12 protein-coding genes and 1 pseudogene are annotated in these 13709 nt (G+C 59.6%); all 13 read left to right on the forward strand.

The genetic code is table 11. The features are described from left to right. Positions 1-134: 134 nt before the first annotated feature. On the forward strand, positions 135-1343 hold the full coding sequence (locus ACTJJ7_RS14365; RefSeq protein WP_105732582.1) for a deoxyguanosinetriphosphate triphosphohydrolase: 1209 nt from the start codon (positions 135-137) through the stop codon (positions 1341-1343). A gap of 63 nt (positions 1344-1406) precedes the next feature. After that, positions 1407-3164, forward strand: coding sequence for an arginine--tRNA ligase (gene argS, locus ACTJJ7_RS14370; protein WP_440967630.1), 1758 nt, complete (start codon positions 1407-1409; stop codon positions 3162-3164). A 99-nt stretch (positions 3165-3263) separates the two neighbouring features. Further along, complete coding sequence (locus tag ACTJJ7_RS14375) at positions 3264-5891, forward strand: SPOR domain-containing protein (RefSeq protein ID WP_440967632.1); 2628 nt, start codon at positions 3264-3266, stop codon at positions 5889-5891. A gap of 77 nt (positions 5892-5968) precedes the next feature. Then, the gene (nagZ, locus tag ACTJJ7_RS14380; RefSeq protein WP_130270531.1) at positions 5969-6988 is read left to right on the forward strand and encodes a beta-N-acetylhexosaminidase; all 1020 of its coding nucleotides are present in this window, start codon (positions 5969-5971) and stop codon (positions 6986-6988) included. A gap of 57 nt (positions 6989-7045) precedes the next feature. Next, positions 7046-7876 (forward strand): segregation and condensation protein A, encoded by an 831-nt coding sequence (locus ACTJJ7_RS14385; RefSeq protein ID WP_440967651.1) that lies wholly within the window; start codon positions 7046-7048, stop codon positions 7874-7876. Next, positions 7869-8600 (forward strand): SMC-Scp complex subunit ScpB, encoded by a 732-nt coding sequence (gene scpB, locus ACTJJ7_RS14390; protein ID WP_105732587.1) that lies wholly within the window; start codon positions 7869-7871, stop codon positions 8598-8600. The genes ACTJJ7_RS14385 and scpB overlap by 8 nt, the downstream gene beginning before the upstream one ends. A gap of 190 nt (positions 8601-8790) precedes the next feature. Further along, a complete protein-coding gene (locus tag ACTJJ7_RS14395) occupies positions 8791-9012 on the forward strand; it encodes a twin-arginine translocase TatA/TatE family subunit (RefSeq protein ID WP_105732588.1) in 222 nt (73 codons plus the stop codon). 64 nt (positions 9013-9076) lie between these two features. After that, entirely contained in the window at positions 9077-9727 is a 651-nt protein-coding gene (gene tatB, locus ACTJJ7_RS14400; RefSeq protein ID WP_440967634.1) for a Sec-independent protein translocase protein TatB, read from the forward strand. Then, positions 9724-10554, forward strand: a complete 831-nt coding sequence (gene tatC / locus ACTJJ7_RS14405; protein ID WP_105732590.1) for a twin-arginine translocase subunit TatC — start codon at positions 9724-9726, stop codon at positions 10552-10554. The genes tatB and tatC overlap by 4 nt, the downstream gene beginning before the upstream one ends. 69 nt (positions 10555-10623) lie before the next feature. Next, positions 10624-11907, forward strand: a complete 1284-nt coding sequence (gene serS / locus ACTJJ7_RS14410) for a serine--tRNA ligase (protein ID WP_105732591.1) — start codon at positions 10624-10626, stop codon at positions 11905-11907. A gap of 9 nt (positions 11908-11916) precedes the next feature. Next, positions 11917-12675 carry a 5'/3'-nucleotidase SurE gene (gene surE, locus ACTJJ7_RS14415; protein WP_105732592.1) on the forward strand — a complete coding sequence of 253 codons (759 nt, stop codon included), beginning with the start codon at positions 11917-11919 and terminating at the stop codon, positions 12673-12675. Continuing rightward, positions 12672-13325 carry a protein-L-isoaspartate(D-aspartate) O-methyltransferase gene (locus ACTJJ7_RS14420; protein WP_105732593.1) on the forward strand — a complete coding sequence of 218 codons (654 nt, stop codon included), beginning with the start codon at positions 12672-12674 and terminating at the stop codon, positions 13323-13325. The genes surE and ACTJJ7_RS14420 overlap by 4 nt, the downstream gene beginning before the upstream one ends. A gap of 145 nt (positions 13326-13470) precedes the next feature. Beyond that, positions 13471-13709 (forward strand): annotated as a pseudogene (locus ACTJJ7_RS14425) (hypothetical protein); the annotation flags it as partial.

A 13709-nucleotide genomic window follows, 5' to 3' on the forward strand; every position in this document is an offset into this window, starting at 1 on the left:
GGTCTCAGCGCTTTGGCTTAAGTTGACATTGTCATGTCACACCTTGCCATTCATCATACACCATAGCTAAGAATTGGCGACCGCGAAGTCAACGACCGGCGCGGCCGCAAAGTGGAAAGGCATTCAATTCAATCATGTCGATGCAGGGAATTGGCTTCGGATACCGGGAGAGGGCGCCCTATGCCTGCGATCCGCAGAGCAGTCGCGGCCGCCTTGTTCCGGAAAACGAGAGTCCGACGCGCACGGTTTTCCAGCGTGATCGCGACCGTATCATCCATTCCACCGCCTTTCGGCGCCTGAAGCACAAGACACAGGTGTTCATCGCCCATGAGGGGGATCACTACCGCACCCGGCTGACCCACACGATCGAAGTGGCGCAGATTGCCCGGGCATTGGCACGGTCGATGCGGCTCGATGAAGATCTGGCCGAGGCGATCGCCTTGGTGCACGACTTTGGCCACACGCCGTTCGGCCATACGGGCGAGGACGCACTCAATGAAAAAATGAAGGATTTTGGCGGATTTGACCACAATGCCCAGTCACTGCGTATCGTCACCAGCCTTGAACGGCGCTATGCGGAGTTTGACGGGCTGAACCTGACATGGGAGACGCTTGAAGGACTGGTGAAGCACAACGGTCCGCTGACAGGGGCGGATGGAAATGGGCTGAAGCATCCCGTGCCTGCGGCCATTCTCGAATATAACAGCCAGCACGATCTCGAACTCAACCGTTTTGCCTCGCTCGAAGCGCAGTGTGCGGCGATTGCCGATGACATCGCCTACAACGCGCATGACATCGATGATGGCCTGCGTTCCGGGCTCTTGTCGCTGGAGGCGCTGGAGGATGTCCCGCTGACGGGCGACATCCTGCGCGGCGTAAGGCAGAAATACCCTGGGCTGGATGAAGTGCGCACGGCGCATGAAATCGTGCGGCGGCAGATCACTCTCATGGTCGAAGACGTGATCCTCACGGCGCAGACCAATATCGAGGCGCTGCAACCGCAATGCGTGGACGATATTCACAATGCCGGACGTATGCTGATCGGGTTTTCCGCTGCCATGCGGGACAAGGAAAAGCTGCTCAAATCGTTCCTTTATAAAAATCTCTATTTCCATGACAGCGTCATCCGCATCAGGAAGTCCGCGGATCAGATCGTGCGGGATCTGTTCGATGCCTACATGGCTGACGAGCAGATGATGCCGGAAGGCTGGCGCGAGGGGCCGAAACAGGACGGTTTGGCGCCGCGCGCGCGGCTGGTCGCGGATTTTCTGGCGGGCATGACCGACACTTATGCTGTGCGCGAGCATCGCCGCTTGTTTGACCATACGCCCGAATTGGCTTAAGCGAAGGGCCAATCGCGGTCATATGACCGCACCAACGTGAAAAACCCGATCGAGTATAACGTCATGAACATCTTCGCCGATTTCGATGCGCGGATTAAAAAAGCCCTGCAAGCGCTTGAATTGAAAACCATTGATGGCGCCGAAGTGGATCTGTCCCGTGTTGGTGTCGAGCCGCCGCGCGATCCGAGCCACGGTGATATCGCAACGAATGCCGCGATGGTTCTGTCGAAAGCTGTCGGCCAAAACCCGCGCGAACTGGCGATAAAGATCGGCGATGCGCTGAAAAATGACCCGGATGTCGGCTCGGTCGACGTTGCCGGACCAGGTTTTATCAACCTGCGCTTGAAAGATACATACTGGCACGGGCAGCTGGCGGGCATGCTGGGCGCCGGTCTCGATTACGGCCGGTCGAAGCTGGGCTATGGCCATAGGGTCAATGTCGAGTTCGTTTCGGCCAATCCGACCGGGCCGATGCATGTGGGGCATTGCCGGGGCGCCGTTGTCGGCGATGCGCTGGCCAATCTCCTGTCCTTCGCCGGTTACGATGTGACCAAGGAATATTATATCAACGATGCGGGCGCGCAGATCGATGTGCTCGCCAATTCGGTGATGCTGCGTTACCGCGAAGCGCTGGGCGAGCATATCGGCGAGATTCCGGCCGGTCTTTATCCCGGCGATTATCTTGTTCCGGTCGGGCAGGCGCTTGCCGCCGACTACGGCACCAAGCTTCTGGCGATGCCGGAAGAGGAAGCCATTGCGATCATCAAGGACCGGACCATCGATGCCATGATGGCGATGATCCGCGACGATCTTGCCTCGCTCAACGTGCATCACGACGTGTTTTTCTCCGAACGGACACTGCATGCGGACAATGCCAAGCAGATCCGGTCGGCGATCAATGACTTGACGCTGAAGGGGCACGTGTACAAGGGCAAGCTGCCGCCGCCCAAGGGCCAGCTGCCGGAGGATTGGGAAGATCGCGAGCAGACCCTGTTCCGTTCGACCGATGTGGGGGATGACATCGACCGGCCTTTGGTGAAGTCCGACGGCCAGTTCACCTATTTTGCCGCCGACGTTGCCTATTTCAAGGACAAGTATGACCGGCATTTCGATGAAATGATCTATGTGCTGGGCGCGGATCACGGCGGATACGTCAAGCGGCTGGAATCGCTGGCGCGCGCCGTATCCGGCGGTACGGCCAAGCTGACGGTTCTCATCTGCCAGCTCGTCAAGCTTTATCGCAATGGCGAGCCGGTGCGCATGTCGAAACGCTCGGGCGAGTTCGTCACGCTGCGCGACGTGGTGGAAGAAGTCGGGCGCGATCCCGTCCGGTTCATGATGCTGTACCGGAAGAACGATGCGCCGCTGGATTTCGATTTTGCCAAGGTCACCGAGCATTCCAAGGACAACCCGGTCTTCTACGTCCAATATGCATCCGCGCGGTGCCATTCCGTGTTCCGGCAGGCGATCGAACAGCTTGGACTGGGTGAAGAATCACTGGCGGCCAGTGCCCAGCACTTCGGTTTGCTGACGGATGAAAGCGAAATTGCGCTCATCCGCAAGCTTGCTGAATACCCGCGTTTGATTGAAACGGCGGCCGTCCATCAAGAGCCGCACCGGCTTGCTTTCTACCTCTACGACCTGGCAAGTTCGCTGCACGCGCAGTGGAATAAGGGAACCGAAAACGCGGACTTACGTTTTATTAAGGTTAACGATCCAAACTTGTCCCAAGCCAGGCTAGGGCTGGTGCAGGTTGTTTCTAAGGTTTTGGCGTCCGGATTGTCTATCATTGGTGCGGACGCCCCAACCGAAATGCGCTGAAAGGCGCGGAAATCCTGTCAACTTTTGCCCACATTGCGCTGGTATGGCCAATGCGTGACGTCTTTTGACGTCCATAGTTGAGAGTACAGGATTAACGCCATGGCGGACAACTATCTTCAGCGTTCTCACCGGCAGGATGATTCGCGATTCGGTAACGACGATCCTCTGATGGAGCTTTCCCGTATCATGGGAACGCCCGTCGAAGAGGAGCATGCGGCAACCGGATCTGGCGAGGATCTTGCCATGGATCTGGAGCGCGAGCTCATGGGCGATTTTGAGGAACATCCTCAGGTTGCCGCTCCAGCGGCAGCCCCGGCGCCCGCGCACAGTCATGCTGAAACGGATCAGTTTGCCCACTTCGATCTTCAGGATGCGGTGGAGCGGGAATTGATGTCGAATGAGGATCATGCTCATTCGCACGCCGCGGCCGAACCTGTTCGTCAGGTGGTTTCCGAGCCGGTGGCGATCTATGAGGAACCCGATTACGCCGATTATGAGCCGGAAGCAGTTTATGCCGACGGCGAGGCGGGCGAGGGGCAGGAGCCGGTCCATTTTTCACCCGAACCGGTGCAGCCGGAGCGCACGGTCGTTGCCGCGCCGTCCTTAAGCCTTGAAGATGAACTTGAGACGCTTCTTGCCGGTTCGGCGAAGCCCGTGGTTCAGCGCTCGGCCAATGCGTCCTGGGGATATGGTTCGCAGGCGCCCGTCATCGGCCGCACCGAAGCTGCTCCCATTATCAGCCGCGCAACCTCCTATGCGCCGTCCGTGGCCCAGCCGGTCGCCGAGGCGAAACCGGCCTATGCGCCGGAACCAGCCGCCTATCAGGCAGCGCCTGTCCCGGCATCACCAGCCTACGAGCCGGCGCCAGTGCACGAAAGCACCGCAGCGGTTCAGGGCGATCCGCTTGAGGACTTCGACACGGAAGAGCTGATGGCCGCCTTCGACGATTTCGAAGTGCCGCTGGACGTTGAAGATGAGACGGCCGTGGCGCATGCGCCGGAGGCTGAATTGCCCCGTTACCAGAGCCCCGCACATTCCTATGCGGCGGTTCGTGAGCCGGAGCCCGCTCCAGCTGCGCCATCGGCTGCCGCTGAGACCCATCATCTGCCGGAACCGCAGGATTTGAGCGATTATGCGGATGAACTCGACCGGGCCGCATCATCGATCTCCTCTGCGCCCGATGTCCACACCGTTGCGGTGACGGAGAACCGGGTCGAGTACACGGAATCGCTTGATCTGCCTGAAGTGCATTACGAAGACGATGTTCCGCAGCACAATGGCCTGGGCGAGCTTGAAACTGAATTTTCTGAAGTCTTCGGCTCGATCGAGGCGGACGATTCCCGCGCTGCCCATGCGGCGCCGCAGGAAGAGCCGCAGCAGCCGGCGCCTGCCGCCAAGGATGAATATGCCGATATCTTTGCCGATGTCTTCGGCAATGAGGCTGAACAGGGGCATTATACCCCGGCAAGCTATGCGGCTGCCGGAGCCGGTGTTGCCGCAGTAGCGGCTGTCGGCGTGGCTGCTGCCAGCGCGCATCAGTCCCGTCCGGTTGCCAACAGCTACAGCAACGGTCCCGAAGACGACATGGATTTTGGCTACGATCCAAAACGCGACAATGTCGGCATGGCGGCGACCACCTATGCCCAGCCAGTGAGCCGCAAGCGCAGCTTCGTTGTACCCGGCGCCGTAGCGGCGGCCGTTCTCCTCGCGGTGTCCGGTGCCGTTGCCTACAAATGGACCAGCGGATCGGGCGGTGCGCCCGTGGTGATCATGGCCGACAAAACCCCAATCAAGGTTCAGCCGGAAACCACGGCGAACACGACGGCGCCCGCTCAGGATAAGATCGTTTATGAAAAGGGTGCCACCGCGGATACATCTCCGCCAAAGCAGCAGCAGCTTGTAACGACCCAGGAAAAACCGGTCGATCTGACTGCCGATACGGATGAGGATATTGCCGGAACCAAGGCCGAGGAGAGGGTCGATCCCGCAGCGGCCAACATGGCTTCGAGCGAACAGCAGGCCCAGCCGAACGATGCCATCGCACCGCGCAAGGTTCAGACCATGGTGGTGAAGCCCGATGGTACGATGGTTGCGGCCATTCCGCAGGCTGCCGATCCCGTTGCCTCGGGCCCTGCCGCCGCGCCTATGGCGCGTCCGGCACCGGCAGCTCCGGCTCCGGTCAGCGCAATGCCTGACGGCAATGATCAGATCGGCTCGCTTGCGGCAGCCAGCAATCCTGCAACGCCAAAACCGGCAGTTGAGCCCCTGGTTGCCAAGCCGCAGGCTCCGGCAACCGGCAAGCTTCCGGCCAAGACAGTTGAAACCAAGAAGATCACGGCAGAGACTGTTGCCTCCGTTGCGCCGAAGAATGTCCCGATTGTCGACTCCCGTCCGGCTGAACAGCCCCTCAACGTTGTTGATCGCGTTGCGCCGCAAAAGCCGGCCGGTCAGCCGCAGCAGCAGGTTGCTTCGGCCGTGGCGCCGGGCACCTATCTGATCCAGGTGGCTTCGCAGCCGACGGCGGAAGGCGCGCAGAAGACCTATGCTTCGCTCGCCCAGCGCTATCCCGGTGTGATCGCCGGTCGCGGTGTCGATATCAAGCAGGCAGAAATTGCCGGCAAGGGTACGTTCTACCGTGTGCGTATCCCGGCCGGTACCAAGGATGCTGCCGTCAATCTCTGCACCAAATTCAAGTCAGCGGGCGGCAGCTGCTTCGTCACTCAGTGATCCGCAATCCGATAATCCGGCAAAGGCGGCCAATGGCCGCCTTTTCCTTTTTCGCATCAACGCAGTAGACTTTACCCATGAGCGAATCAAAAGCATGGATTGCCGGCACGTCCGGTCTGAAGCTGACCCCTGACGAAATCGCGTTCTTCCGCGATGAACGCCCGTGGGGTTTCATCTTGTTTGCCCGCAATGTCGGCGAAGCGGCGCAGGTCGAGGATTTGACCGCGCATCTGCGTGATCTGGTGCGGCGCGACGAAGCCCCGGTGCTGATCGATCAGGAAGGCGGGCGGGTGCAGCGCCTGCGCCCGCCGCTGGCGCCCAATTATCCCGCCGGTTCCGCGCTGGGCGCGTTGTTCAAGCAGGATGAAGAGGCGGGATTGCGCGCCGCCTGGCTGCTGTCGCGCCTTCACGCGTTCGATCTCATGAAACTCGGCGTCAATGTCGATTGTCTTCCGGTTCTCGATGTTCCGGTTGAGGGGGCCAACGAGGTCATCGGCAGCCGCGCCTATGGCAACCACCCGGAAATCGTCACGGCGATGGGCAGGGCGGCGGCGGAAGGCCTTCTGGCGGGCGGCATGCTGCCCGTGATGAAGCATATTCCCGGCCATGGCCGCGCATTTGCCGACACCCATCACGAATTGCCGACCGTGACAACACCGCTCGACGAATTGGCCGAACATGATTTTGCTCCGTTCCGGGCTCTGGCGCATCTGCCCATGGCGATGAGCGCCCATGTCATCTTCTCGGCCATCGATCCGAAGCATCCGGCGACGACATCCGGCAAGGTCGTGGAGGAGATCATTCGCGGCCATATCGGCTTTGACGGGCTGCTGATGAGCGACGATGTGTCGATGAATGCACTTTCTGGGGATTATTTCGACCGGACCAAAGCAATCTTTGCGGCGGGCCTCGATATCGTGCTTCACTGCCACGGCATTATGGAACAGATGACGGCCGTTGCTTCCTGCACGCCCGAGCTGAACGGCAAGGCGCTGGAGCGGGCCCAGCGGGCAATCCAATATGCGAGAAAGCCGGATGCTTCGGATGAAGCGGAAATCCGGGAAGAATTCCAGCGTTTCTTCGAAGCGGTGGCATAGAGCGAGAGAGATTTGACGGCGACGGAGCAAAAGACCAATGGCAAGACTGCGGCGCCCATGGAGGCGCTGTGGGAAAGTGCATCCGATCGTGGTGTCAGCGAGCCATCGCTTCTGATCGACATCAAGGGTTTTGAAGGCCCGCTCGATCTGCTTCTGCATCTGGCCCGCAACCAGCGCGTCGATCTCGCCCGCATTTCGGTGCTTGCCCTTGTCGAACAGTATCTGATCTTCATCCGGCAGGCCCAGGCTTTGCGGCTGGAGCTTGCCGCCGACTATCTGGTCATGGCCGCCTGGCTGACCTACCTCAAGTCCAAACTGCTGATCCCGAAGACCCCCGGCGATGAAGGCGAGAGCGGCGAGGAGCTGGCGGCGACGCTGCAATTCCGTCTGAAGCGGCTGGAAGCCATGCGCGATGCGGCCACGAAGCTGGTCAACCGCAACCGCCTTGGCCGCGATATCTTTGCGCGCGGTATGCCGGAAGCCGTCATTGTCGACCAGACCAACATCTATTCGGCAACGCTGTACGAACTCCTGACCGCCTATGCCTCGCAGCGGCAGAAGCAGGCGATTTCCCATGTACAGATCGCCCGCCGCAGCGTCTGGTCACTGAAGGAAGCACGCACCATTCTCATGCGCCTTGTCGGCGAGATGAAGGACTGGACGGCGCTGGATCAATACCTCCTCGACTTCATCGCGTCGCCGGCTGAACGCGCCACCGTGCTTGCCAGTTCCTTTGCCGCCAGCCTTGAAATGGTGCGGGAAGGGCATATGGAAATCCAGCAGACCGGCGCATTCAAGCCGATTTTCCTGCGGGACCGGCCGCCAAGACCAGTGGAAAAGACCGATCAGCCGCAGCTGACGACGATGAGGGACGTGGTCAATGGCTGAAACCGGTCCCCTGCATATCCAGCCCGACAATGATGAAAACGACAGCCGCGAGGCCGACTGGAAGTCGACGATCTCCGTATCCGATGCACTGCGCATGGCCGAGGCCATCCTGTTTGCCTCAGCCGAACCGGTGACGGTGCGGGCGCTGGAGGAGCGGCTGCCGTCGGGGATCGACGTTCCGGCCCTGCTTGGCGAGCTGCAGTCAGTGTATTCCAAGCGCGGCATCAACCTTTTGCAGGTTGGCGGCGCATGGGCCTTCCGCACCGCCGCCGATCTTGCCTTCCTGATGAACCGCGAGGCGGTGCAGCAGAAGAAACTGTCCCGGGCCGCGCTCGAAGTTCTCGCGGTGATTGCCTATCACCAGCCGGTGACGCGGGCCGAGCTTGAAGACATTCGCGGCGTCGAGACGTCAAAGGGCACGCTCGATGTGCTGATGGAGACGGGCTGGATCAAATTCCGCGGGCGCCGGCGCACGCCGGGGCGGCCGATCACCTATGGCACGACATCCTCGTTCCTCGATCATTTCGGCCTGCAGGAAGTGCGTGATCTGCCGGGTATCGACGAATTGCGCGGTGCCGGACTGTTGTCCGCGCGCATGCCTGCCAATTTTGCCATTCCCATTCCGGTCAACGATCCCGATGAGCTGACCGAGGACGAAGATCCGTTGACCGATATCGATCTGGAAGAACTCGGGCTTTTGACACCGCGTGTCGAACACGATTGAATTTTTATTTGCCATATTTGTGCGCAATGGTGGCGCAGGAGATGCCGGTTCGGAAAATTCGTGCTGAAGATTTCAATTCGCACTTGCGCCGAACTTACATGAATGTGAAACAACAATATGCACTTGTGTTTGAAAAGCACGGGGAAAAGGCATAGATGAGCTCAAACTGTTGAGCGAATGCGAGGGTAAAATGGGTAGTTTTTCAATCTGGCACTGGCTGATCGTCCTGGCGATCGTGCTTCTGGTTTTTGGCCGCGGCAAGATTCCCGAACTGATGGGTGACGTTGCCAAGGGCATCAAGAACTTCAAGAGCGGCATGGCCGATGATGATACGGCTGACAATTCCAAGACGATCGACAACCAGCCGAACCAGCCGGTGAATTCCGTTAAGGAAAAGACAACGAAGTCCTGAGCGGCTTGATATAGTTTTTTCCTGCGCGGGGCTTTGCTGCCTCGCTGCGGCCGGAGCATGATGAATGTTTGATGTTGGTTGGTCGGAAATCCTGGTGATCGTGATCGTGGTGATCGTGGTGGTCGGGCCAAAAGATTTGCCGAAAATGCTGCGCGCCTTTGGCAAGGCGACGGCGAAGTTTCGTGCGACTGCAGGTGAATTCCGGCGGCAATTCGATGAAGCCCTCAAAGAGGCGGAGCTTGATGATGTGCGCGATATCATCAACGATGCCAAGAGCCTCGATCCGCGCAACGATATCCGCAAGGTTTTTGATCCCGTCCGCACGATTGGCGAAGAAATCCGCTCATCTCTGAAAGACGATGGCACGGCTGGCAAGACCAATATTGCCGTACCCGATCCGTCTGCTCCCGGCGCGACGCAGCTGCAGCCGCAGACGATGGAGCCCGTCGCGCCCTTGATGACGGCCGCAGCGCCGAAGAAAGCCCGCAGGGCCAGCAAGCCCAAGGCCGCGGCTGAAACACCGGCTTCCGCCGCCGTATCCGGGAAGGCGGCACCGGCCAGGGCAGCGGCCAAGGCCGCCGCGCCTGCCAAAGTTGCGGCCAGGTCATCTGCTGCCAAAACACCGGCAGAAACGCCTGCACAGACTGCACCAGCGAAAAGAACGGCCAAGCCGCGTGCCAAGGCCAAAGCTGGCGATACGGGGACAAAATCTTGAGCAAGACCGACGACGACATTGATAAGAGCTCGGCCCCGCTGATCGAACATCTCATCGAATTGCGCCGCCGTCTGATCTGGGCACTGGTGGCATTTTTCGTGGCTTTCCTGATCTGCTTCCATTTTGGCCGGCAGCTGTTCAATGTTCTGGTCATCCCGTACCAGTGGGCCGTGTCCTGGGCCGGCTTTGATCCGGCAAAGGCGCAATTGATCTATACCGCCCCGCAGGAGTTTTTCTTCACGCAGGTCAAGATCGCCATGTTCGGCGGCATTGTTCTGGCCTTTCCGGTCATTGCCTCGCAGATTTACAAGTTTGTCGCGCCGGGCCTGTACAAGAATGAACGGATGGCATTTCTGCCATTCCTGATCGCATCGCCGGTGCTGTTCCTGATGGGCGGCGCGCTGGTGTTCTTCTTCTTCACCCCCATGGTGATGTGGTTCTTCCTTGCCATGCAGCAGACAGGCGGCGCCGGGGAAGTGCAGATTTCGCTTCTGCCCAAGGTTTCGGAATATCTGAGCCTGATCATGACGCTGATTTTCGCGTTTGGCCTGGTGTTCCAGTTGCCGGTGGTGACATCGCTGCTCGCACGGGTGGGGCTTGTCAGCTATGAAGGCCTGCGGTCGAAGCGCAAATATGCCATCGTCATTGCCTTTATCGTCGCGGCGGTGATCACCCCGCCCGACCCCCTCAGCCAAATCGGTCTTGCGCTCCCGACGATCCTTCTCTACGAGGTTTCCATCTGGATGGCGCGTCTGATCGAGAAAAAGCGTGAGGCAGCTGAAGCCGAAGCACAATCAGGGTCCAGCGATAGCGATATCTCGTCCTGACGCAGTTCCAGCTTTCGCCGGACAATCACGTCCTCAATCCAACGAACACTTCAAGACGGCTTTATTACCATGCTCGACATCAAATGGATCCGCGAGAATCCTCAGGCGCTTGACGCAGCTTTGGCGAAACGGAGCGTCGAGCCGCAGTCGTCCCGCCTGATCGAGCTGGATGAGAAGCGCCGCCAGCATATTGCCAAATTGCAGGATGCACAGGAACGCCGCAATGCCGCCTCCAAGGAGATCGGCAAGGCCATGGGCGCCAAGGACCAGGCCACGGCCGACCGTCTGAAGGCCGAAGTCGCCGAGATCAAGGTGTTCCTGCAGAGTGCCGAGGAAGAAGAGCGTCAGCTCGACCGCGCATTGAACGATGCGCTGGCGGTGCTTCCCAACCTGCCGCTCGACAATGTTCCGGTTGGCAAGGATGAGAGCGGCAATGTCGAGACGCGCCGTGTCGGTCATCTCAAGAACTTCTCCTTTGAGCCCAAGGAGCATTTCGAGATTGGTGAAAACCTCGGCTACATGGATTTTGAGCGTGCAGCAAAGCTGTCCGGTAGCCGCTTCACCGTCCTGAAGAGCCAGCTGGCACGGCTGGAGCGTGCGCTTGGTCAGTTCATGATCGATCTGCACACGACCGAGCATGGCTATACCGAGGTCAATCCGCCGCTTCTGGTCAATGCCGACGTGCTTTACGGCACGGGGCAGTTGCCGAAGTTCGAAGAGGATCTCTTCAAGACAGGCGATGGCCGCTATCTCATTCCGACAGCCGAGGTGCCGCTGACCAATCTGGTGCGCGAAGAAATCCTCGACATTCGCGATCTGCCGATCCGGATGACGGCACTGACGGCCTGCTTCCGCTCGGAGGCCGGTTCTGCCGGCCGCGACACGCGCGGCATGCTGCGTCAGCACCAGTTCATGAAGGTCGAGCTGGTGTCGGTGACGGATGCCGAGGGTTCCATTGCCGAGCATGAGCGCATGACGGCCTGCGCCGAGGAAGTGCTGAAGCGCCTCGACCTGTCGTTCCGCACGATGACGCTGTGCACGGGCGACATGGGCTTTGGCGCGCAGAAAACCTACGATCTGGAAGTCTGGCTTCCTGGCCAGAAGGCCTATCGCGAAATCTCCAGCTGCTCCGTCTGCGGTGATTTCCAGGCACGCCGCATGAATGCGCGCTACCGGCCGGAAGGCGAGAAATCGACGCGTTTCGTCCATACGCTTAACGGTTCCGGCACTGCCGTCGGACGCGCACTGATCGCTGTTGTCGAAAATTATCAGAACGAGGACGGCAGCGTCACAGTTCCTGAAGCACTTGTGCCTTACATGGGTGGACTGAAACGAATCGAAAAAGCTGCATAGGAGAGGGCGATGCGCATTCTGCTGACCAACGATGATGGTATTCATGCGGAAGGTCTGGCTGTTCTGGAACGTATCGCCCGCCAGCTTTCCGACGATGTCTGGGTGATCGCACCCGAAACCGACCAGAGCGGCCTGGCTCATTCGCTGACGCTGTCGACGCCGCTGCGTCTGCGCCAGATCGATGACCGGCACTACGCCGTTCGCGGTACGCCGACGGACTGCGTGATCATGGGCGTCAAGCATCTGATGCCAGAGCCGCCTGACCTGATCCTGTCCGGGGTCAATTCCGGCTCGAACACGGCCGATGATGTCACCTATTCCGGCACCATCGCTGCGGCCATCGAAGGCACGCTCCTCGGCATCAACTCCATTGCCCTGTCGCAGGAATACAATCTGGATGGCGGGACACGCGTCCTGCCATGGGACATTGTTGAACAGCGGGCACCGGCGCTCCTGAAAAAGCTTCTGGGCGTCACGCTGGCCAAAGGCGTGCTTCTCAATGTGAATTTCCCCAGCTGCAGCGGCGGCGAACTGGCCGGCGTCCGCGTGACGGCACAGGGCAAGCTCTCCCATGGATTGACCATTGAAGAGCGGCAGGATGGACGCGGCCTGCCGTATTACTGGCTGCGCTACGGCCGCGGCAAGGATGAACCGGCGGAAGACAGCGATGTTGCGGCCATCCGCAAAAACTACATCTCCGTGACGCCGCTGCAGCTCGATTTGACCGCACACGAGATGCGCCAGACCTTGGAGGATGCGTTCGCATGAAGCCTGCGCTTTCAGAACGGGAGGGCTTTGCCGCCTTCGTCCTGCGGATGCGGTCTTTGGGGTTGTCGGACCAGCGGCTTATGGCGGCCTTTGAAGCCACGTCGCGCATGGCCTTTGTTTCCGGCAACCTGGGAACGCTGGCCTATGGCGACCGGATGCTGCCGATCGAATGCGGTGAGTTCATGGAAGGGCTCGACCTGCAGGCGCGGCTGATCAAGGCACTCGATCTTGAGCCGGCGCACCGGGTTCTGGAAATCGGCACGGGTACCGGATTTACCGCCGCCATCATGGCCAGGCTTGCCGGACGGGTTCTGTCCATCGAGCGTTATCGCACTCTGGTTGAACTTGCCCAACAGCGCCACCAGACATTGAAGATCGAAAATATCTTCATCAAGCACGCCGATGGCAAGCTTGGCCTGACCCATGACGGACCGTTTGACCGCATTGTCGTCTGGGCCGCTTTTGAAAGCATGCCGCGCCAGTTCGTCGAGCTTCTGTCATCGAACGGGGTCATGATTGCCCCGATCGGTCCGGTTGACGGCAAGCAGGTGGTGTCGCGCCTGTCGAAGATCGGAAGCCGTTTCGAGCGCGAGGATATGATGCCCGCGCGCTTTTTGCCGCTGCTGGACGGCGTCGCCACAGCCCTTTGACACGGACGTTCTGCCGCAGGTCAGGCGCAACCCTTTACGGGTTTGGTGAATCTTTTACAAATTTTCTGCCCGTTTTAACGGTCGAGTAACATTAACGCGGTTTAATGGCTCAATATTCTTGTATTGAGTACGGGCGGGATAAGCGATGCGTTTGAGTGTACTAGACAAAGCGTCACGGCGGCTGGCACTGAATGCCAGCATTCTCATGATTGCCGGTTTGGCTGCAGGCTGCAGCTCCGGGGTATCGCGCTTTACCAGTGCTGACTTCAGCTCCGGCTATAGCGACAACCAGCGTGCGATCATTCAGCTCGATACAGGAGACATTCCAGGATTGGCGCGTTGCCTGCGTGCAGCAGGAAGCGGCCAAGCATTGCGCCTTTTCAC

This window comes from Phyllobacterium sp. 22229 (genome assembly GCF_052056495.1).
GTDB lineage: Bacteria > Pseudomonadota > Alphaproteobacteria > Rhizobiales > Rhizobiaceae > Phyllobacterium > Phyllobacterium myrsinacearum.